The 19,234-nt window shown below is 56.3% G+C and carries 19 protein-coding genes and 1 pseudogene; 3 read left to right on the top strand and 17 right to left on the bottom strand.

What is annotated here, in order from left to right:
- Positions 1-257 precede the first annotated feature (257 nt).
- Positions 258-596 carry a hypothetical protein gene (locus BK662_RS33205; RefSeq protein WP_123361093.1) on the bottom strand — a complete coding sequence of 113 codons (339 nt, stop codon included), beginning with the start codon at positions 594-596 and terminating at the stop codon, positions 258-260.
- Positions 597-1,266: 670 nt separating this feature from the next.
- Between BK662_RS33205 and BK662_RS33195 the strand changes: the two genes are divergently transcribed.
- Positions 1,267-2,961, top strand: a complete 1,695-nt coding sequence (locus tag BK662_RS33195; protein ID WP_259695978.1) for a GmrSD restriction endonuclease domain-containing protein — start codon at positions 1,267-1,269, stop codon at positions 2,959-2,961.
- 284 nt (positions 2,962-3,245) lie between these two features.
- On the opposite strand, the gene BK662_RS33190 is transcribed toward BK662_RS33195, so the two are convergent.
- The 3 genes from BK662_RS33190 to BK662_RS33180 are packed head-to-tail and all read right to left on the bottom strand — an operon-like array spanning position 3,246 to position 4,873.
- On the bottom strand, positions 3,246-3,956 hold the full coding sequence (locus BK662_RS33190) for an SDR family NAD(P)-dependent oxidoreductase (RefSeq protein WP_123361091.1): 711 nt from the start codon (positions 3,954-3,956) through the stop codon (positions 3,246-3,248).
- Positions 3,957-3,998: 42 nt separating this feature from the next.
- Complete coding sequence (locus BK662_RS33185) at positions 3,999-4,655, bottom strand: DsbA family oxidoreductase (RefSeq protein WP_123361090.1); 657 nt, start codon at positions 4,653-4,655, stop codon at positions 3,999-4,001.
- On the bottom strand, positions 4,652-4,873 hold the full coding sequence (locus tag BK662_RS33180; RefSeq protein WP_123361089.1) for a tautomerase family protein: 222 nt from the start codon (positions 4,871-4,873) through the stop codon (positions 4,652-4,654). The genes BK662_RS33185 and BK662_RS33180 overlap by 4 nt, the downstream gene beginning before the upstream one ends.
- A gap of 280 nt (positions 4,874-5,153) precedes the next feature.
- On the opposite strand from BK662_RS33180, the pseudogene BK662_RS35660 reads away from it, so the two are divergent.
- Positions 5,154-5,237, top strand: a pseudogene (locus tag BK662_RS35660) (helix-turn-helix domain-containing protein); the annotation flags it as partial.
- Positions 5,238-5,558: 321 nt separating this feature from the next.
- On the opposite strand, the gene BK662_RS33165 reads toward BK662_RS35660, so the two are convergent.
- Positions 5,559-6,236: an RES family NAD+ phosphorylase gene (locus tag BK662_RS33165; RefSeq protein WP_123361088.1), complete on the bottom strand. Its 678-nt coding sequence runs from the start codon at positions 6,234-6,236 to the stop codon at positions 5,559-5,561.
- Positions 6,236-6,646, bottom strand: a complete 411-nt coding sequence (locus BK662_RS33160; RefSeq protein ID WP_123361087.1) for an MbcA/ParS/Xre antitoxin family protein — start codon at positions 6,644-6,646, stop codon at positions 6,236-6,238. The genes BK662_RS33165 and BK662_RS33160 overlap by 1 nt, the downstream gene beginning before the upstream one ends.
- A gap of 624 nt (positions 6,647-7,270) precedes the next feature.
- Here BK662_RS33160 and BK662_RS33155 point away from each other — a divergent pair.
- Positions 7,271-8,197: a LysR family transcriptional regulator gene (locus BK662_RS33155; protein ID WP_123361086.1), complete on the top strand. Its 927-nt coding sequence runs from the start codon at positions 7,271-7,273 to the stop codon at positions 8,195-8,197.
- Here BK662_RS33155 and BK662_RS33150 read toward each other — a convergent pair.
- From BK662_RS33150 to BK662_RS33100, 11 genes are all read right to left on the bottom strand, one after another.
- Positions 8,114-8,431, bottom strand: a complete 318-nt coding sequence (locus tag BK662_RS33150; RefSeq protein WP_048396038.1) for a branched-chain amino acid transport AzlD family protein — start codon at positions 8,429-8,431, stop codon at positions 8,114-8,116. The two genes, BK662_RS33155 and BK662_RS33150, sit on opposite strands and share 84 nt — an antisense overlap.
- Positions 8,410-9,126, bottom strand: coding sequence for an AzlC family ABC transporter permease (locus BK662_RS33145; protein ID WP_123361085.1), 717 nt, complete (start codon positions 9,124-9,126; stop codon positions 8,410-8,412). The genes BK662_RS33150 and BK662_RS33145 overlap by 22 nt, the downstream gene beginning before the upstream one ends.
- Positions 9,123-9,536: a GNAT family N-acetyltransferase gene (locus BK662_RS33140; RefSeq protein ID WP_185047222.1), complete on the bottom strand. Its 414-nt coding sequence runs from the start codon at positions 9,534-9,536 to the stop codon at positions 9,123-9,125. Before BK662_RS33140 ends, BK662_RS33145 begins: the two co-directional genes overlap by 4 nt.
- Before the next feature lie 46 nt (positions 9,537-9,582).
- On the bottom strand, positions 9,583-10,329 hold the full coding sequence (locus BK662_RS33135) for a 2OG-Fe dioxygenase family protein (protein WP_123361084.1): 747 nt from the start codon (positions 10,327-10,329) through the stop codon (positions 9,583-9,585).
- A 232-nt stretch (positions 10,330-10,561) separates the two neighbouring features.
- Complete coding sequence (locus BK662_RS33130; protein WP_123361083.1) at positions 10,562-11,848, bottom strand: OprD family porin; 1,287 nt, start codon at positions 11,846-11,848, stop codon at positions 10,562-10,564.
- A gap of 236 nt (positions 11,849-12,084) precedes the next feature.
- Entirely contained in the window at positions 12,085-12,480 is a 396-nt protein-coding gene (locus BK662_RS33125) for a nuclear transport factor 2 family protein (RefSeq protein WP_123361082.1), read from the bottom strand.
- 17 nt (positions 12,481-12,497) lie between these two features.
- On the bottom strand, positions 12,498-13,169 hold the full coding sequence (locus tag BK662_RS33120) for a DsbA family protein (RefSeq protein WP_123361081.1): 672 nt from the start codon (positions 13,167-13,169) through the stop codon (positions 12,498-12,500).
- A gap of 302 nt (positions 13,170-13,471) precedes the next feature.
- Positions 13,472-13,684 (bottom strand): hypothetical protein, encoded by a 213-nt coding sequence (locus BK662_RS33115; protein ID WP_123361080.1) that lies wholly within the window; start codon positions 13,682-13,684, stop codon positions 13,472-13,474.
- Between the two features lie 245 nt (positions 13,685-13,929).
- The gene (aguA, locus tag BK662_RS33110) at positions 13,930-15,036 is read right to left on the bottom strand and encodes an agmatine deiminase (RefSeq protein ID WP_123361079.1); all 1,107 of its coding nucleotides are present in this window, start codon (positions 15,034-15,036) and stop codon (positions 13,930-13,932) included.
- A 3-nt stretch (positions 15,037-15,039) separates the two neighbouring features.
- On the bottom strand, positions 15,040-15,918 hold the full coding sequence (aguB, locus tag BK662_RS33105) for an N-carbamoylputrescine amidase (RefSeq protein WP_123361078.1): 879 nt from the start codon (positions 15,916-15,918) through the stop codon (positions 15,040-15,042).
- Positions 15,919-16,221: 303 nt separating this feature from the next.
- On the bottom strand, positions 16,222-19,134 hold the full coding sequence (locus tag BK662_RS33100; protein WP_123361077.1) for an aminotransferase: 2,913 nt from the start codon (positions 19,132-19,134) through the stop codon (positions 16,222-16,224).
- Between the last annotated feature and the right edge of the window lie 100 nt (positions 19,135-19,234).

Below are 19,234 nucleotides of genomic sequence, written 5' to 3'. Positions count from 1 at the left end.
TGGTGTCACCATACAAATAAATGATTGCAGCGATGCAGGCCTTTTTTGTTGCTTCCTCGGCTAGCACCGGGCTAGCAGTAAACAGCCCCCCTCTTTTCCCCAAAAATCACACCACCTCAATGAGCAGGCTCGCACCACCAATACGGCCCTATTTTGGCTATTCAGAGAAAAGGGTGAACAGGAATGGGTAAATGCGGAGACTTGGCGGCTGAGTAACGACCGCCAAGTCTTAAAATGTGTCTGACTGGTGAGTAACACTACTCCGCTTGGATACGTTCCCATTCCCGCGCATATTGCTCAGTTTCATTGACGCAGTCTTCGCACAGAACTGCCTCGTAGTAAGCCTCGCTCTCCAAAGCTGCAACCAAAGCTGCGCCTTCTAATACGGCCTGGCAGTCATTGTGGTGGTCGCCCGGATTGGTCACCCCATCGCAGGCTCTAATCAGCAAAGGAGCAAGCACATTCTTTTGAAGGGGACTCAGATTGTCGTAACCGTTATCAACGGCCCGTTGAGCAATCCCCCTAACCTTATCCTCTTCATTGTCCAGGCTCCCATTTTTGTGGAGTGCCTCTAATACCTTCTGTTCATCGCTCATTCATTCCTCCTTGTAGGTTGTGCCATTGCGTCAGCAGTAACGGCGACACGATATCACCGCGTTGAAGCGGTGCGGACCCGACGTTACCAGACGCGCCGCAAACACTCCCACCACAAACATCACTGCAGGGCCGCGTATCTACCTATCCAACTTGTCGTGCCTCCCGCCAAACCTTCATGCCACTATCGCCAATGTCAGCCATCGCAGAAGGATTGAAAGCATGGAACGGTACGGAAACAGAGGTGGTGATTCAGGCGTCGCAGGGTACGAGATTGGACCAGGATCAATAGTCGTCGCATTCAGCGATGGATGGAAATATCTCTACGATGGCACGCAACCTGGCGCAGCCGTGGTTTCCGAGCTGCAGCGGCTCGCCCGATCTGGCCACGGGCTCAATAGCTACCTAACCAGGGTGGTAAAAGGAAGGTTTGCCAGGAAGTTCAGGTAGCGTTTACGGGGGGGTAGTGAAACGCTACCCCCTCCACCAAAGGTAGGCGGAGACTTCCTCAATTTGAGGGGGTATAAATCTCCCTCCACGAACAAAAAATGGGTATTCCCCTTTCTTAGAACTTAGCGAGCCACACAGCCAAAAAACGGTGTGGAAAAGTAGGGATTCAGGGATCATGAGGCCCATGGCCATCATTTTTGGCAGCCTATAAGGACATTACCCGTGGAACCTTCAACAACCATCCAAAAAATGATGGCCAACAACCGCATCGTGGTTCCCGCATACCAGCGTGCCTATTCCTGGGAGACACCCACCGATACTAGTAGCCGCAGCACCCAGACTGACGTCTTCCTTTCGGACTTGGAAGAGTACCGAGCCAGCAATACCCGAAGCCCGTACTACTTCGGGCATTTTCTGTTTGAGGAAGCCGGACAAGTCTTTCGGGTGATCGACGGCCAGCAGCGTCTGACTACCCTGACCTTGTTTCTAGCAGCGCTGTTCACCCGACTCAAATCCCTTCGCGAATTGACCGACCCCGAGCATATTTGTTTCGAAGACATGATAAGGCGGCGCAGCGAAATCCGCTTCAACACAGTCGACTATGACAATCAATTGTTCGTCGACTACGTAATTGACCAATCCAAAACCGATCACCATGGCCTTGAAACCGCATCCGCCCAGCGAATCGTTCGGGCATTCGACTACTTCAAGGTGCAACTTCGAGATAAATCGGAAGATTATTTGACCGAAATGTTAGCAATCGTCTGCCAGGCGGTTTGCACCACACACCCGGTGCGAGATGAATCAGAAGCGATTCAGATGTTCATCTTTCAGAACAACCGCGGTAAACGCCCCTCAAACCTTGAAGTCGTCAAGGCGCAGTTTATGTATACCGTGCACTTGCATGGTCATGACGACGATCATAAGGCGCAGTTAATCGCCGAAATCAAAGGGCGGTTCGAGAACATCTACAAATCCATCTCCTCCATTGAATACCGAATCAACGAGGATGATGTATTGCTATACACCCTTCGTGTTGACTTCAATTCTCTATGGGAAAGCAATACTCTAGAAAAAATAGGGAAAATGCTCGCTGGCAAGGAACCCATCGAGTTCATTCAGTCTTTCACCCGATCGTTGTCTGCTAGTTTCCTCCACCTGTCCGATTTTTTTGGCAAGCACGAGAAGGAACATTTCCAGATCCATTCGTTGGTGACGCTCAGTGGGATTGCGATCACTCTGCCGTTTATCATCAAGGCCTATCGCTACGCTTTGCCGATCACTGACATTGGTGCACTGTGCAGCGCTTTTGAAGGTTTGATCGTGCGCCATCGACTGATTGGTACGCGTGCCGACATTACCGCTCGAATCAACGGAGTTTATGAAGCCTTCACCACTAAAGACAGTAGTATCACCCCGATACTTGAGCACATCGATTGGTTGAAAAACACGGATCAATCCTGGTGGGCCTATTGGAATACCGAGAAATTGGAAGAGGCGCTGCAGGGGGAAATCAACCATGCAACAGCCAAGCACCTGCTCTGGAAATATGAGATTCACCTAGAGCGTCGCGGCCAGCGGGGCTACATGCCAAAGCGTTTTGACACAATCCAGAGCCCAGAACTCGAGCACATTGCACCTAGGAGTGAACCCACAGGCATGCCCCACGGATACGATGAATACGATGAAACGTTCACCTCTGAATATCTGAACTGCCTCGGCAATTACCTACTGCTTTCCAAATCCCATAACTGTGCCGTGGGCAATATCGTATTTTCCAGAAAGCTGGCTACCTACACACACAACGCACAGCAGCGAGAAATAGCCACGTTCGTCACCAACATGCAGATTTGGGGGAAGGACGCGATTCAGTTAAGACACGACAAGATAATTGAAGCGTTGATGACTGAGCTATGAGGCGGTGCTCACCCTAGGATGCGCTAGCAGGCCCTAGGTCAGGCTGAATGTGAATACTTGGTACTCGCCAGTGAAGCCCCAGTTCGATTCCACTAAGCGCCATAACTAGCTGATTTATTTATAGTTACTAGTTGGGGTACGCCGAATTTTCCAGCGAACTCCAGACGCCCAAAAAACCTAGTCTCGCCGAAACATACCGTTTGTCTGGTGCCGGCACCATACAAAACGAAGCCCTCGCAGAAATGCGAGGGCTTTGTTGTTTCCGGGGTTTGGAAAACCTGGTCTTAGTGCCCCGCACTCTGCCCACCATCGACATGCAGGATCTCGCCGGTGACAAAGTTGGCGCTGTCCAGATAAACAACAGCCTGGGCAATATCGCTGACCTCCCCCATATGCCCAACCGGGTGCAAATTCCCCAGTGCTTCGTGAGTTTCCTCACCATGCATCGGCGTCTTGATGATGCCTGGGGAAACCGCGTTCACCCGAATCCCACGCTTGGCGTACTCGATGGCCAGGGATTTGGTCGCCGCGTTCAATCCACCTTTGGTCAATGACGCCAATACCGAAGGCACACCGTCGATGGCGTGGTCCACCAGGCTGGTGGTGATATTGACGACGTGACCGCGGCCCTGTTTTTCCATCTCGGTGATCGCGAGTTGGGTGATGTAGAAGAAGCCATTCAGGTTCACCGATAGCACAGCGGCGTAGTCTTCTTGGGTGTAGGCGGTGAACGGCTTGGCGACGAAGATCCCGGCGTTGTTGACCAGGGTGTCGATGCGGCCAAAACGTTCGATCGCTTCACGGATGACTCGCTGGGCTATCGCCGGGTCGCCGATGTCGCCGGCAACGGTGAGGATGTCCGGGTCGGTGGATGGCTGGATCGAACGCGAAGTGGCGACTACCCGGTAATCGAGATCACGGAAGGCCTTGACCATGCCTGCGCCGAGACCTTGGGAGGCGCCAGTAATAACGATGACTTTTTTCGAATTGCTCATGATGAACCTCTACTGATAAATGATGGTTTGAAAAGTGATCAATCAGGCTTCGGCGGGGGCTTGCGCCATTTGCCTCAGCATCTGTTCGTAGTACTCGACCGATTGCGAACCGGACACCAGGTGACGACCGTTAAGCACCATGGCCGGTACCGAATTGATGCCGCGCTCGCGGTAAAACACCTCAAGTTCACGCACCTCGTTGGCGAACGCTCCGGACGCCAACATCTCGCCTGCACGCTCCGCATCCAGTCCTGTCTCAGCCGCCAAAAACACCAGCGTCTGGTGATCGCTCGGGTTCTGGCCGGCGGCGAAGTAAGCGCGCAGCAATGCTCGCTTGAGCGCTACCTGCCGCCCTTCCTGCAACGCCCACAACAACAGCCGATGAGCATCAAACGTGTTGTAGAAGTGGGTGCGCTTCTCCAGATCGAACTTGAACCCGATGGCCTCCCCGCGAGCGATCTGCATCGCTTTGCCGGCGGCGACTTCCTCGGCGCTGCGCCCGTATTTGCGCATCAAGTGCTCGACCGCGTTCTCGCCTTCCACCGGCATGTCCGGGTTCAATTCGAAGGGCTTGAAGGTCAGCTCGACGGAGACTTCACCGGCCACGTTCTCGATCGCTTGCTCCAACGCCGTGGCGCCCAAGGCGCACCATGGGCACACCACGTCGGAGATGAAATCGATGGTGACGGACGCGGTCATGACTGCCCCTGCTCCTCAGCCAGTTGTTTTCGGTACTGGGTGGTGGTGATCCCGGCATAGCCCCAGTTATCGGTGTCGACTTCCTCGATCACGATGTGCGTCAGGTCCGGGCGTTTGTTGAGGACGCGTTCCAGGGTTTCAGTGATTTCGGCGATCACCTGAGCTTTCTGCTCTGAGGTAACGCCATCGCGGGTAATGCGCACGCTGACAAAAGGCATGATGAGTCTCCAGTGACCTTCCCTTCGGGATGAAGGGGTAGGTGGATGGAGCTCAATGTAGGGGGTTGGTTTGGGGGGATAAAGGTGGGGGCGGGAACATCATTAGTTACTTGGTGTAATGACTACGTCGATATTGAATGGAGATGCCACGGAAAATATGGCCTAACCGTAAGGCCCATCACCAGCGATCAAAAACGGCTTCAATCCGTGCTGACAAACCTCATCGTATTTTCGAAGAAAAACGCACTGCGGCAAGTGGCCGCTAATTTTGCCGGTGATCGATAGACTCGGCTTTCGCACTACTTTCACGTTGCCGTCCAACGATGCTGGTGCCTCACCTCAGATCGTCATTTCACAAGCGCCTGTTAGACGTTGTAGCCCATCGTTCGAAGCTCCCTTTTCAGTTCCTTCAACCGATCTTGCGCAACAGCCATTGCGTGACGATCGGTTCCGTTCGTCGTTTTCACGGCGAGTCTTGAGTCAGTGAGAAACTTGTGGCGAGGGAGCTTGCTCCCGCTTGAGTGCGTAGCACTCACAAAAATCGACAATGGTTGTCAGATCTTTGGGGCCGCTACGCAGCCCGGCGCGAGCAAGCTCGCTCGCCACAAAGGTAAGCATGACGGAATAGTCTCGCCTAAATGAACAGCATTACGAGTCAACCGGGGCTTTTTGCGTTTCGTTGAGCTCACATCTCACTAACTTCAAACACAAACGAAATCTTGCGACTGCTCGCACTCCACACATAACGAATGTGCTTCCCTTGCCTCGGAATAGAAACGGCCGGCGGGCGAAACGCAGCAACACATTCATGACCCGGCAAACGAACGCTGTTGTAGAGCAATCCCCAGGACAGGGTTTCACGCAGTTGGCGGGCGAAGGCCTGGGCGGGACCGTAGGCGTTGGGATCCGGGTCGTGCAGGTGTGGGTAGTCGCCACGGATGTCGTGCAGGGGTCTGACGACCTTGTTGACGTAGGTGCGCATGGTCAACTCAAGGTCCGGCTCATTGGTCGCAGCCAGAAATCGTTCCTGGTGATAACTCGTCTCGGCGATGGCGGCGGCTTGACTGCTGGCGGCGTAGTAGACGCCGAAGGTGCCGTCGGTGAAGCGACTGGTTTTGCCGATGTGGGTGAACGCGGCCATGACCGGTGTGGAGCCAGGGCCGGAGATGCGGTCTTCGGGGCGTACGCGGGAGAGCACCCCGGCTTCTTCCATCAGCCGATCGTTGGTCAGGGCTTCCAACGCGTAGGCGGTGGGCAGGTCTTCGGGATCGAGCACGTCTTCGAACAACGAGATCGGCGGGAAGCAGCTGTTGACGATCCGATAGGCCCGCGGCCACTGCGGATCGGCCAGCTCCGGCGCCATCAACCGCGTACTCCGTCGAGGTAACGGCGCACGTCAGCGATGTCGACCACGCGGCCGGCCAGCATGTAAGACAGCGCCGACTGGCCATTGAACGGCGCGGCGGTGTTGGGGCTGCTGACCCAGGTGTAGGCGCGCTCGCGGCTGTTGCTGAAGATGATGCTCAGTGCTTTGTGGATGCCCATCAAATACGAGATGCGTTCCAGGGTGTCGTGGGGCAGACGTACGTTGGGCGGCAAGTGTTTGTACTTGTAGAAAGTTGTATTGCCGACTTTGCCCAAAAGGGTGCGTTGTTGCTCGGCGGTGCAGCCCCAGCGTTCCATGAGGTTGAAAAAGAACTTGAGCGCGACTCGACCCGCTTCGGGAGTCTCGAGTTGTTGCTGTGGGCTGAGGGCGGTGGTTGAGGCAGGCATGGATAGCCTCCTTGGATGTGCGATGTCTTTGAATTCAGATTAATACAGATACGAATAGATATGAAATTTTAATTCGCAAACGTATTGATCTGTTTCCCCGTCGAACAGAGGCTTTGCGCAAATTTTCCGCCCCCTGAAAAGACGCCGACACACGGTCCAATACACCCGTTGACACCTGCCTCACACGGGCAGAGAATTTAATCGAGAGCGCGAAACCGACTGCCTTCAGGTGGCGATAGTCGATGTAGGAGCCCCGTTGATGACCTGAAAATCAGCGCTCGGGTAAACCTCTCCTCCCCTGCTTGAGGGAGCACAATATCAAGCACCTTTTCATGAAAGCAGCCTGATCAGGCTGCTTTTTTTTGCCTTGGAAAAAGTTTTCGCTGATATCCAAAAAACACCCACACCTCTCCCATCCGAGCCATTTTTTGACCCCGATCATCTATCCCTCACCAAAAATCTGGATCCTGCGTAAGCCTCCAGCCATCGGACGCAGAATCATTTCACTACTAAACTCGGGACAAGCTTGCTCAGGTGCAGGATCATAGCCAGCACGCGACCGACGCCCACCGGGGCGGTCAGGTACACAACAATAGCCAGCCCACTTTAGAGGGCATTACCCAAATGGATAGCAGAACCTTACGCAACCTCATGCGCATCGTGCAGACCGGCTCATTGTCGGCGGCGGCAGAGCATTCCTGTTTGAGCGTGCAGGCATTGGCTGCGCAGTTGAACAAGGTCGAAGAGCAGTTCGGTTTTCGGTTGTTTCGTCGCTCCAACAAGGGGCTGACCCTGACAACACAGGGCACGGAGCTCACGCCCTACATGGACAAGGTATTGGTCGCCACGCGGCAACTGGAAGAGAAAGTCGCCACGCTCAAGGTGCCTGGGCAGCGCACGCTCAAGGTTGCACTTAACACCACGCTCTCGGCCGACTTCAACCGGCGCATGATCGGACGCCTCATTGAGGTGTTTCCTGATTATCAGCTGGAATTCAGCTACGCAGAGTCGATGGAAAACCTCAGCAAGTTGAAGAATGAGGACTTTGACCTGGCCGTGCTGATCGGGCCGCAACACCCGGGGTTGCCCAGCATTGCCCTGCCCAATGTACAGGTGCAGGTGGTCGGTGCTCATTGCGGTCAGGAAAACGATCCGCTAATGCTGCTCGGCAATAAGTTTCAGGTTCGGCCCGCCGACGATTGTCCGTATTCCCACAGCTTCTTGCGTTTTCTCGACGCCGGCCTTGGTAATTACGAGTCAGGCAAGCGGATGATCTATTCCTGCAGTGAGACCCTGACTCTGTCGTTGATCACGCAAATGGACGGCCTCGGCATGGTTTCCCGTGAGGCGGCCCTGCGTAATGGCTTGACCATTTTTCCGGGTTTCGAGGATTCCCTCGAAGTGCGGCTGGCGGTCAATAACGCCGAGTTGTCGGGCCAGGCCTTGAACGACGTGGTCACTCTGTCGCTACATGAACGATCCGAGCGCGATGTACGCAGCCGTTCCCACCGCTACGCTGAGAAAGAGGTTTTTGCTGAAATACGCACATAACAACGTCGGAATGGCTGCATAAAATTCCGGGCGATCGAGCTGCACCTGCTGATCCTTGATCAACAGCGGCGTAAGGCTGATTGCAGCGACGATCGCCACCGGCAGGTATTCCAGCGCGCGGGCGACCAGGGGTGGCCAATGATCGGTGCTCACCTGCAGCGGCAACGCGCGCGGCAGGAATGTCACGACCATCATCAGTACGACGACCAGGATCAGGAACGTTTGGTCAGGCATACACCCACCCCGCAGCCCACAAATGTGGCGATGAACACGTTGAAGGGTGAGCTGCCGATCAGGCTCAGGGCACCCATGCAGGCAACCGCGGCCAGTGCGGCGATCAGTTTGTTACGGGTGTTACACAGCGATACCAGCACGTAGAGCATCATCGCGGTCAGCGCATAGTCGAGCTGATATTTGATCAGGTGCGCCGCGTACTGCGCGCAGATCGCGCCCAGCAAACCGCCGAGCACCCACGACGTGTGGCAATACAGATTGAAGCCAATCAGGTAACGCACATTGACCGGCGAACCCTTGCCCAGTTTGACGCTGTGGAAGGCGAACGATTCATCGGTCAGCCCACCGGCGTAACACCACCGCTCGAGACGACTGAGCCCCATCGCCTGCAAGGCCTTGGCCATGTAGACCGACATCAGCATGTGCCGCGCATTGATCAGAAACGTGGTGAGGATAATGGTGGTCAGTGACGCGCCGCTGGAGATCAGCGCCAGGGCGGCGAACTGCGAGGCACCGGCGTAGACGAACAGGCACATCGCGACCGGCAGCCACACGGGCAATCCGGCATTGACGGCCATCAAACCGAACACAAACGACACTGTGAAGTAGCCCGCAATCACCGGGCTGGCTTCAGCGAACGTACGCGAGGGCTGTGGCTCGACCATCAGCGGCTGGCTGCTGGACGTCTCATTCATAAGTCCCTCTCAAAGGTAGTTTCGCCGCGCGGTTCGCAAAAGCCTTGGGCACTCCAAAAACGTTTGCCGGCAAGGTTAGCATCGTCAACAAACAGGAACATCCGCAGCACACCGACCCGTTTCATGTCTGCCGAAGCCGCTTCCACCAAGCGCTGACCAACGCCCTGGCTGCGATACACCGGGCTCACCGCCAAGTGATTGATGGTGCCACGGCTACCGAGCATGCCGCCCAACACCGCGCCGACCACTTCGCCACGGATATCGAGAGCGAGGAACGCAGCGGTGGTTTTTTGCACCAACACTCCGCGCAGGCATTTGGCGTCCTGCCATTCACAGAACGACACTTCTTCGAATTGCCGAAAGAAGCGTTCCAGACGTTGGGCATCCTTGGCCGTCGCGCGCTGCAGCATCACCGGTGCAGGGCACTCGGCGATATGCATCATGGGGTCTAGCTGTTCAGCGAACAATGTCGAAAGCGGTCCCGGGCCGCGAGAAGGAAATGGCCAGAATCTGCCGATAAGCCATTTCGTGAGCATGGGTGTTGCGTGCCGGTGTCACGTAGTGACGCATGTCGCGATCGAGGAAGTAGGTGGTGTCGAGGATTTCCAGATAGGTCGTCGCTGCCAATTGTTCTTCTTGGGCCGAATACAAACGGCTTTCCGCCCCATCCACGTTGTTGCGGCCCCAGAAATGCACACCGCTGAACGGATAACCGTCGCAATGAATACCCTCAGGGGTAATTTCCAGTTGCTTGCCTGGCTTGATCTCGATGCGGATCTGATGGATCTGGCATTGCCAGATTTCGTCGTGCAACTCCGGCGGCAATACGTTTTTGTACACCTCGAAATCCGCATCGATGAGGCTGCGCATCACCGGCGAATTAATGACTTCATTGGAGAAGTCTTGGAAGTGCCGCTCAAGTCCGCCGACATAGCTGTTGTTGGCCTTCGATTGCACGTAGGCGCGGTGTTCCAGCTGCTTCAAGTCACGGGTGACCGGGTTGTATTCGAAATCGCTGTAACGACGGAAACGCATGCCCGCATCGGCTTGGCCGTAATAACTGTCCGGCTCCATGCTTTCCCAACTTTTGGTCAATCTGACGAAGTCGGAAAAATGACCGAAGAGATTGAAGTCGGCTCCCTGGACGTTGACATATTTGTCGCGCCGTAGCGATTCGCCAACTTCTCTGTTCAAAACGATCATTACTAGGTCTCCACTGCATTTAGCGGCTTAATCTAGTAGGTGCAGGATTTGGGGCCCATGAGAAAGAATTTCAGGCATATCAAGCGTTGCTTGAAACGCGGTATGAAGTTGCTTTAATTCGACTTTTTACGATCGAAAACAGCTATTTTTGGTATTTTCCTACGCTCATGAGGCGAAAAAAAACCCCGAACCAGTCGGGGCTTTTATCGAGTCTGGACAACTCAGTCGATCATCAGAAGATGTTGATCGGGTAATCCACGAACACGCGCAGTTCGTTGCCGCTGACGTTGTACTCGCTGGATTTCTGCGACACGCGCAGGATCGAGCTGCGTACCTTCACGCTCAGGTCTTTGGCCGGGCCACTTTGCACGACGTACTTGAACTGGTTGAAGATCTCGCGCTCGGTGCCGCCTTCGCTGGTGGAAGTGGTGATGTTGTCACCCCGCACGTAGGCCACGTTGTAGCTCAGGCCCGGAACGCCGAAGGCGCTGAAGTCCAGACCGTAGCCTAACTGCCAGCTGCGTTCGTCTTCGGCGTTGAAGTCGGACCAGTAGGAGTTCGCCAGGTAGATGGTGTTACCGCCGTCGCCGACGCGACCTTGATCCTTCTGGTAGCCGCCGTAGGCGTAACCCAGGTTGCTGTCGCCAGTACTGCGTTGATGAGCGACTGTAAACGAGTGCGGGCCGGTGACGACGGTCGCTGCCAGGCTCCAGATCTTGTTGTCGTCGCCGGTAGCACCGCTTTCGCGGACGTAGGAATCGTCCAGCTTGGTGCGGTAACCGTTGAAGTCCAGGGTCAGGGACTGATCCTTGTCGATCGGGAACACGTAGTTGGCGTTCACGTATTGCTTCTTCAGCACGTCTTCGACGTCAGACGCGTACAGCGCAGCCTTGAACTGTTCGGTGAACTGGTAGCTACCGCCCAACACGTTGATCGACTTCAAGCCACCGCTGTCACGGCCTTCAGCGCTTTTGCGCGATTCGGCGGTGAAGCGACCTGCGTTCAACTCCAGACCCTTGATCTCCTTGGAGGTGATCAGGGTGCCGGTGTAGCTTTCCGGCAGCAGGCGTGAGTTGTCGTAATTCAGCACCGGCAAGGCCGGCATCTGGTCGCCATAGGTCAGGGTAGTGCTGGAGAGACGGAACTTGACTGCCGCACCACCCTTCGACAGATCGTTAGCTGCACTGCCGCTGTCGCCCTGTTTGAAGAAGTCGATACCACCGGCGCCGCTGCGGCCCTTGCCGCCATCCAGACGCAGTGCGTACAGACCGAAGGCATCCACACCCACACCAACGGTGCCTTGAGTGAAACCGGACGAGAAAGTACCGATGGCCGCTTGGCCCCATTCGGCTTTGTCCGGGTTGCCGTCTTTATAGTCACGGTTGATGTAGGCGTTACGCAGCAGCACTTTGAGGCTGCTGTCTTCAACAAAACCTTTGGACTCGGCCTGGTCGTTAGCCATAGCCTGAGTGGCGCTCAACATCCCCAGTGCGATCAGGCTGATTCGCTTGTTCAACATGTTATTTTCCTTATTACGGGTTGATACGCGCTGTGTCGAACCACTGAAACGGCGCTATCGCGCTCTTTTTTCACCCCAAAACAAAAAGGCCCGCCCACGAAAATTCGCGGCGGGCCTTTTATTGTTTTGTGAGTCATGGCGGTTAGCCACAGGCGTTGGGGCGCATCCTAGCCGCGCCTTTAATGATGTGTCAATTTCAGGAATCGTCTGTGAATAGGCGAAAAACTTCTAAGAAATCACTTGTCAGCGATAGCCAATTGCACGGTGTGGCTGTCGACGAATTGTTCGAAATGCGTGACTTTGCCGTTGGCCAGGGTCCACAAGTGAGCGACCCGAGCATTCATCGGGCAGCCGGTTGCTTTGTAGATTCCGCTGTAATTGCCATAGGCAAATACCTTGTCGTCTTGTGCGACGTAGTTCTCGACCTTGAACTGAAAGTTTTCCCACTCGGTGGCCAGGCGCTTGAAGACGTTTTCGACGATAGCGTCGAAACCGACATAGGTCCCGGCGTAAGGAAAACCTGCGGCTTCGGTCCAGCGAGCGTCATCGGCCAGCGCAGCAGCGGTGTTGCGCGCGTTCTCCTGGGAGCTGGCGCCTTCGTAGGTGCTTTTGATCAGGCTCAGGTTGTCCATGATGACTCCAGATGAATTCAATGAGCGCAGCCGTCGAGGCCACAGGCATGAAACGCGGATGACGACTCTTTTGCCGCAAGCGACTGGCTCAGCCATTGGGCGAAGGCTTGTGGCTTGCCCAGCCAAGGGCCGATATCGATCAGAGTGAACTGACCATCCTGCTCCAACGCGAAGGTCGGGAAGCCCTGACCGCCGACGTTGGCCAAGAGTGCGCGACTGTCCTTGATATGGCGTTCGGTGTCGGCTTCATTAAATGCCTGTTGGAACGCCTCAGGTTCAAGACCTGTCTTTGTGGCGAGTTCCAGCAGAACGGCTTCGTCAGCGATGCGTCGACCCTCCACGTAATGAGCCGACTGCAAACGCCCCAGCAATTCAAGACCGCGTCCAGCGATCTGCTCGGCTGCCAGTACGGCGGCAATCGGCGGCGCGGAATCGAACACTGCCGTCTCATCGCGCAACAGCCCCTCAAAATACGCCTCGCCAAACGGCTGGCCGGTGTACTCGGCGATGCGTCGGTCGTGGGGCATCACGTAGTTGCGCAGTTGTGGCGAAACAGTCTGGCGGTTGGCACCGGTCATCATGCCGCCACCGTGGGCGATCACCGGCAACACGGTTTGGGCAGCCTGGACCAAAGGTTTAGCGCCGTAACACCAGCCGCACAAAGGGTCGTAAATGTAGTGAAGGATCATGGGAAGACTCCGGCAACAAAGTAGGAAAACTCAACGCCGGCAGATTAATCCCCAGACAGTTTCGGAAAAACGCTGGAATGGCTTTCAGTCTGTTTCATGAATCGGTCGAATGCTTTTTTCTTCCGCCAGGTGATGGCCTTGGCAAGATCAAAAGATCGCAGCCTGCGGCAGCTCCTACGCCGATCTATGTAGGAGCTGCCGAAGGCTGCGATCTTGACGTCCTGACAAGCGCCAATTTTTCAACAGGCATAAAAAAGCGCCGCCTTCCCGGCAGCGCTTTTATCAATCCGTTGTTTTTCTTCTTATCCTTCCATCACATCCCACAGTGCTTCCAGTTCCGCCTCGCTGAATAAACCAGCGGGGTAGCGCTCGATCATCATCCGGCGCGGATCAGCTTCCCTGATCTGACGCGTTCCATTGGACTTCAACCACTGCGCCAAGACCTGGAGCGATTCGCCATTAACTGCCAGGGGATGCAGTGTCCGCTCGCTCATCACGTTCATTTCGGCGTTCATCTCAGCGCTCTCTCCTGGATTGTGAGCGGCTAACTTATCCAAGGTTTATGACAGAACATCGAAGTTCTCTCCCTCCCCATGTTGCGCCATCGAAGATACAAGAGCTGTGCCAATATTTTCGAAGTGTCGACAAGTGGATACAAAAAAGCCCGCGGTCCTGATGGGCTGCGGGCTTTCTGCGAAATAACGACGCTAAATCGTTGCTCAATCGTTTCTTCAATCAACTCAAGCTGTTACGTCCTCACTCACTCCTTGTGCGGTGCGGGCTGTTGTTGGGTAAGGCAGTGGATGTTACCGCCGCCCAGTAACAGTTCGCGACCCGGTACCATGACTACTTCATGCTGCGGGAACAAAGCCTGCAAAATCTCTTTGGCCGGACCGTCCAACGGGTCGTCGAAGCTCGGCGCGATGATGCCGCCGTTGACGATCAGGAAGTTCACATAAGAGCCGGCCAGACGAACAGTCGGATTGCGTTCCTGAGTGCCATCCACCGGATCGACACCTGCGCATTCGTCTTCGGTCGCATACAGCGGCCCCGGAATCGGCATCTTGTGCACTGTGAACGGGCGACCCTTGGCATCGGTGCTGTTTTGCAGCACGTTCATTGCCGCCTGGCATCGCGGATAGTTCGGGTCTTGCGGGTCGTCGGTCCAGGCCAGCAGTACTTCTCCCGGACGCACATAGCAGCAGAAGTTATCCACATGGCCGTCGGTTTCGTCGTTGAACAAACCGTCCGGCAGCCAAATGATCTTATCCACAGCCAGATGGGCGCTGAGCACCGCTTCGATCTGCGCGCGATCCATGTGCGGGTTGCGATTGCGATTGAGCAAGCACTCTTCGGTGGTGATCAGGGTGCCTTCGCCATCGACATGGATCGAGCCGCCTTCGAGCACAAAACCTTCGGTGCGGTAGCGCGGGCTGCGCTCGATTTCGAGGATCTTGCCCGCCACCTGCGAGTCACGGTTCCACGGCGAATACAGACCACCGTCGAAACCGCCCCAGGCATTGAAGTCCCAATCCACACCACGGACTTCGCCGCGGTTGTTAATAACGAAGGTCGGGCCAGTATCCCGAACCCAGGCGTCATCGCTGGACATCTCCACCAGACGAATATTCGGCACGTCGAGCCGGGCACGAGCATTTTCGTACTGGCCAGCGGAAACCGCCACGGTCACCGGTTCGAAACGCGCGATGGCCTTGGCCACCGCCACATGCGCGGCTTGCGCCGGTTTACCGCCCAGGCGCCAGTTGTCCGGGCGCTCGGGCCAGACCATCCAGGTCTGGGTCTGTGGCGCCCATTCGGCTGGCATGTAAAAGCCGTCGGTGCGAGGGGTGCTGTTCAAAGTGGTCATGGTTCAGGACTCCAGGGAACCGTCGAGGGTTTTGATCGCGCCATACAGGTTCGGGCGACGGTCACGGAACGAGCCCCATGCGCTGCGGATATGCTCCAGCTCATCGAAGTCGAAACTGTGAACCAGAATGCCTTCTTCTGTTTCGTTCAGTTCTTGGACTTTCTCGCCAAACTGGTTGGCAATGAACGACGAGCCGTAGAAGGTAATGTCGTAGCCGTCCTGCTCTTCATTGCCGATGCGGTTGCTGGCGATCAGCGGCATCAGGTTGGCGCCGGCATGGCCTTGTTGCACGCGCTGCCAGTGATCGCGGGAGGAAATGGTCTTGTCGTGTGGCTCGCTGCCGATGGCGGTCGGGTAGAACAGGATTTCCGCACCTTGCAGCGCCATGCTGCGGGCGCACTCAGGGAACCACTGATCCCAGCAGATGCCCACGCCGATTTTCGCGTAACGGGTGCTCCAGACTTTGAAGCCGGTATCGCCCGGGTTGAAGTAGTACTTTTCGTGATAGCCAGGGCCGTCCGGGATATGGCTTTTACGATAAATCCCGAGGTTGCTGCCATCGGCATCGATGATCGCGATGCTGTTGAAACGTGCGCGGCCGGCCAGTTCGTAGAAGCTGATCGGCAGAACAACCTGCAGTTCTTTGGCGACTTTCTGGAAGTGCTTGATGGCGACGTTGTCTTCGACCGTCGTGGCGAGTTGCAGGTAATCCGGGTTCGGTTTCTGGCAGAAGTACGGCGCCTCGAACAGCTCCTGGATCAGGATGATTTGCGCGCCTTTCGCCGCGGCCTCACGGACCAGCTTCTCAGCGGTCTCGATGTTGGCTTCAAGGTCCCAGGAACAGGCCATCTGGGTAGCGGCGACGGTAACGATACGACTCATGAATCATCTCCTGGGCAAGTGCTTGAGGTCGAGGATGGCATCGACCGATGACAGAAAGAGACAGCACCGGGCGTGGTTCGTCCACACCGTGGGCAATGGCGACTTTATATCCGATAAAAATCGGCTTTTAAAGCAATAAACATTCTTTCTGTCGAAAATAATTCATTTAATACAGATAATAATCGAATTTAACGCGATCCCTTGTGGGAGCGAGCCTGCGCGCGATAGCGGAGGGTCAGTCGACATCAATATTGCATGTTCGACCGCTTTCGCGAGCAGGCTCGCTCCCACAGGGGTATGTGTTTACAACCCTTCTTCGAGAACCTTCGACAGCATGTCGACAAAGAAATCCACGCTCTGACGCGAGGTGACCATCGGCGGCTTGATCTTGAGGATGTTCAGGTAGTCACCCGTCGACTGCATGAAGATCCCTAACTCACGAAGACGGTCGCACAACGCCGTGGTTTCTTCGGTCGCAGGCTCCAGGGTTTCTCGATTACGGATCAACTCCACGCCCAGATAGAAGCCGGAACCATGCACTGCGCCCACCAACGGATGCCGATCGATCAATGCTTCAAGCCGTTCCTTGAAATACCCGCCCACGACCTGAGCGTTTTCCCAGAGTTTTTCTTCTTCCATCACATCCAGCACTGCCATGCCGATCCGGCAACTGACCGGGCTGCCGCCGGCCGACGAGAAGAAGTAACCCTCGGCCTCCAGCGCTTCAGCAATTTCCCGGCGGGTAATGACTGCGCCCAACGGCTGGCCGTTACCCATGCCTTTGGCCATGGTGATGATGTCCGGGACCACGCCCTGCTCTTCGAATCCCCAGAAAAACTTGCCCATGCGGCCGTAACCGACCTGCACTTCGTCGGCGATGCACACCCCGCCCTGAGCGCGGACCAGCGCATAGACCTGCTTCAGATAGCCCGGCGGCAGCGAGATACCGCCGGCATTGCCGTACACCGGCTCGCAGATGAAACCGGCTAACTGGCGTTTCTGCTCGGCGATTTTCGCCAGGTTGTGTTCGACGCTGCGCACGTAGTCGGGGGCGCTGTCGACGCCACGAAATTCACCGCGATAGGTGTTCGGCGCGGTCACCGGATGCACCCAGTCCGGACGGCTGCTCAAGGCCTTGGGGTTGTCGGCAATCGAAGTCGAGACTGCATCCGCCGCCACCGACCAGCCGTGATAAGCCTCCAATACGCTGAGCATGTCGCGACCGCCGCTATAAGCCCAGGCCAGACGGATCGCCAGGTCATTGGCCTCTGTGCCGCTGTTGACCAGGAATACGCGGTCCATGTTGTCCGGTGCCAGCTTCAGCAAACGCTCGGAAAACTCGGCAATCGCCGCGTAGTGAAAACGCGAATTGGTGTTGAGCAACGACCACTGCCGGCTAGCGACGGCAGCCATGCGCGGATGGCCATGACCCAGGACCGCGACGTTGTTGAGCATGTCGAGGTAAGAGCGGCCCTGCATGTCGATCAGGTGATTGCGCCAGCCTCGCTCGATGCGCGGCGGGTCGACGTAATAGTGCTTCTGGGAGCGAGCGAAACTCGCGTCACGGCGGGCCAGTAATGTCTGCGGGTCGAGCTCTTCTTCCGCATCACAGGCCAGGCCCAACAACACGGCAGGTGAAGGACATAACGCCTGCCAGGCTGCCGCGCGCGAAGGCGTACAAAACAACGGCGCGTCGAGCTGAGCACTTCGACACAACTGCACGATCAACGGCCCGCTGACTGAACCCAGCACCTGGCCTTTGACCAGCGCCGCGCTACTGCGTACCGATGGGGCCACGCCCCACAATCGGACGCTGAGCTCTGGGCCGTCCAGTTGCAGCAGGTTCTCCCCTTCAATATGGATAACCCCGGCAAATGGTGCTTCGACCGCCGTGCCGTCGGGCACTCGCAATGCAACATGTAACGGGAAAGTGTCCGGTTCACTGGCGCTGTCCGGCCGAGTGCGGGACAGACGATACTGGCCATATCGACTGGCCGCTAGACCGTGAGCCGCGGCGGCTTCCGTCAACAAATGCAGATCGATCCCTTGCTGTTCCCAGTTACCCGCCTCGAAATGCGGACTGAGCACGCCCAGATCGATCAATGCAAATTCACGCCCCACCAGACTCGGCAACAATGGCGCGAAGCTTTCACTGTCGATGCTCGGCAGGCCTTGACCGACCGCGGTAAGAATCGCCGCCTCCATCAACGCCAACGGTATCGATGCGGCAACACGGAAAATTTCCCACTCATGGGTCAGGTTGTCGCGACTGTACTCATTGCCCGGATCGATGCTGACTTGCTGTTCCCCACTCAATACCAGCACCGCCGAACGAGCGACGATCAACGGCCATAGCGCCAGCAACTCTTCATGCAGCAACGGGTTGACCGCGTGATAAGCCCGAACCGCCGGCAAAATGTAGAACGGATCGCCATCGGCATGATGCAGCAGCGCGGCGCAAGTCACCGATAGATCAGTAATCCGCCAGGTTCGGACCAGATCGCCGAAATCGATCACGCCCTGCAACTGCCATTGGCGCTGCGAATCCCGCTGCCAGACCACGTTGTCGTCGGTGATGTCCATGTGAATCGCCTGCACCGGCAGCTTATCCACCAAGGGCTGCAAATGGCGCTCGGCCTGTTCGGCCACTTCAGCAATCAACGCTCGTTGCCGCTCATCCTTGATCACCGGCAGCAAATGCGCGATCAACGCGTTGGCGTGGCGGGCGTCCCATTGAAGGGTGCGCTCAAGCCCCGAATGATCGAAACCGGCCAGCGCCAGGTCCATTTCGCCGCAGAGCCGACCGAAACCAGCGACTACTGAATGGCTTAGATGATCGAGGTACGTCAGGGATTGTCCATCGATGTAATCGAGCAGGCGTACATGCACCGCTTGACCACTAACCTCAAGGGAGAGCAGGTCTGCGCCATTTTTGGCAGGAATCACTCGAGGCACCGGCACGCCGGAATGTTCAGCCAGATGCTTGAGCCCTGCGTGCTGGGCTTGCAGCTCCAGCGCCGAATAATCACCACGGCTGATTTTCAGGACGAAACGCCCCTGCTCGCTGTCGACGCGGAAATTCAGATCCTGCTGGCTCCCAAGCGCCTGCAACTGCCCGCTCAGCCCGTAATGCTCTTTCAACAGCTCAAGCGCTTGCGCCGCAGACACCTGCGGGCTGGGCAGACTGGCGCGGTGAATCAACGTGGCGAGCGGCATACAACAACCCCTGAAATTTTATTAGGCGCTTATATCGCCACTGCTTGGGGCAATACGCAACCCTCTTATACCGGTCAGAGGGGTGGCATTGGGGATGGTT

Source organism: Pseudomonas frederiksbergensis, from assembly GCF_003732275.1.
GTDB classification, from domain to species: domain Bacteria; phylum Pseudomonadota; class Gammaproteobacteria; order Pseudomonadales; family Pseudomonadaceae; genus Aquipseudomonas; species Aquipseudomonas frederiksbergensis_H.
The sequence above is the reverse complement of the archived record's forward strand: the minus strand, read 5'-3'. Positions and strand labels throughout refer to the sequence as shown.

What these genes read in the sequence shown, in the direction of transcription:
- BK662_RS33205 (WP_123361093.1), bottom strand. Translation starts at nt 596, where the DNA reads ATGAGCGATGAACAGAAGGTATTAGAGGCACTCCACAAAAATGGGAGC.
- BK662_RS33190 (WP_123361091.1), bottom strand. Translation starts at nt 3,956, where the DNA reads ATGAGCAATTCGAAAAAAGTCATCGTTATTACTGGCGCCTCCCAAGGT.
- BK662_RS33185 (WP_123361090.1), bottom strand. Translation starts at nt 4,655, where the DNA reads ATGACCGCGTCCGTCACCATCGATTTCATCTCCGACGTGGTGTGCCCA.
- BK662_RS33180 (WP_123361089.1), bottom strand. Translation starts at nt 4,873, where the DNA reads ATGCCTTTTGTCAGCGTGCGCATTACCCGCGATGGCGTTACCTCAGAG.
- BK662_RS33165 (WP_123361088.1), bottom strand. Translation starts at nt 6,236, where the DNA reads ATGGCGCCGGAGCTGGCCGATCCGCAGTGGCCGCGGGCCTATCGGATC.
- BK662_RS33160 (WP_123361087.1), bottom strand. Translation starts at nt 6,646, where the DNA reads ATGCCTGCCTCAACCACCGCCCTCAGCCCACAGCAACAACTCGAGACT.
- BK662_RS33155 (WP_123361086.1), top strand. Translation starts at nt 7,271, where the DNA reads ATGGATAGCAGAACCTTACGCAACCTCATGCGCATCGTGCAGACCGGC.
- BK662_RS33150 (WP_048396038.1), bottom strand. Translation starts at nt 8,431, where the DNA reads ATGCCTGACCAAACGTTCCTGATCCTGGTCGTCGTACTGATGATGGTC.
- BK662_RS33145 (WP_123361085.1), bottom strand. Translation starts at nt 9,126, where the DNA reads ATGAATGAGACGTCCAGCAGCCAGCCGCTGATGGTCGAGCCACAGCCC.
- BK662_RS33140 (WP_185047222.1), bottom strand. Translation starts at nt 9,536, where the DNA reads ATGCTGCAGCGCGCGACGGCCAAGGATGCCCAACGTCTGGAACGCTTC.
- BK662_RS33135 (WP_123361084.1), bottom strand. Translation starts at nt 10,329, where the DNA reads ATGATCGTTTTGAACAGAGAAGTTGGCGAATCGCTACGGCGCGACAAA.
- BK662_RS33130 (WP_123361083.1), bottom strand. Translation starts at nt 11,848, where the DNA reads ATGTTGAACAAGCGAATCAGCCTGATCGCACTGGGGATGTTGAGCGCC.
- BK662_RS33125 (WP_123361082.1), bottom strand. Translation starts at nt 12,480, where the DNA reads ATGGACAACCTGAGCCTGATCAAAAGCACCTACGAAGGCGCCAGCTCC.
- BK662_RS33120 (WP_123361081.1), bottom strand. Translation starts at nt 13,169, where the DNA reads ATGATCCTTCACTACATTTACGACCCTTTGTGCGGCTGGTGTTACGGC.
- BK662_RS33115 (WP_123361080.1), bottom strand. Translation starts at nt 13,684, where the DNA reads ATGAACGCCGAAATGAACGTGATGAGCGAGCGGACACTGCATCCCCTG.
- aguA (WP_123361079.1), bottom strand. Translation starts at nt 15,036, where the DNA reads ATGACCACTTTGAACAGCACCCCTCGCACCGACGGCTTTTACATGCCA.
- aguB (WP_123361078.1), bottom strand. Translation starts at nt 15,918, where the DNA reads ATGAGTCGTATCGTTACCGTCGCCGCTACCCAGATGGCCTGTTCCTGG.
- BK662_RS33100 (WP_123361077.1), bottom strand. Translation starts at nt 19,134, where the DNA reads ATGCCGCTCGCCACGTTGATTCACCGCGCCAGTCTGCCCAGCCCGCAG.